We start from the raw sequence: 508 nt of genomic DNA, 5'->3' as shown, positions 1-508 counted from the left end.
ACTACGCGGAGTCGGACGTCCACGAGTGCTTCGCGCGCCGCCGCGCCGCCGGCAGCGACGCCGGAATCTGACGGTCCGCCGCAGTCCCTTGAAGAATTTCTGACATGGATCTGCACGGATACGCGTTGTTATTCGGTCAGGGACCGAAGAAGCTATAAGCGAGGATCCGGTGAACTGTCCGCACGGCGATGCGAATTCAAGAAATTCCCGCCCAGTGCGCTCCCGATTCCCTTTCCGCGCAGTCCACGAGATCGCGGAGTTCTTGTTCGGAAACGCATCCGGAATTTCCCCCAGGGAGAGAGCCCATGCACAGCACATTGATCGTGGCGCGGATGGACCCGGCGTCCATCGGTGATGTCGCCCGGATCTTCCAGGAGTTCGACGGCACCGAGATGCCGCACCTGATGGGCACGCGGCGCCGTGAGCTGTTCGCCTACCGCGGCCTGTACTTCCACCTCCAGGACTTCGACGACGACCAGGGCGGCCGGCACATCGAGCAGGCCAAGAC

General features: G+C 63.0%; 1 protein-coding gene. It reads left to right on the top strand.

Annotated elements, in window-relative coordinates; genetic code table 11:
• Positions 1–305: 305 nt before the first annotated feature.
• On the top strand, positions 306–508 hold a 203-nt coding region (locus TN53_RS42145), incomplete at its 3' end, for a TcmI family type II polyketide cyclase (RefSeq protein ID WP_046264196.1).

The sequence above is a fragment of the Streptomyces sp. WM6386 genome, from assembly GCF_000972385.1.
In the GTDB taxonomy this organism is placed as follows: domain Bacteria; phylum Actinomycetota; class Actinomycetes; order Streptomycetales; family Streptomycetaceae; genus Streptomyces.
Note: the sequence above shows the minus strand (reverse complement) of the source record. Positions and strands in the feature narration are given on the sequence as shown.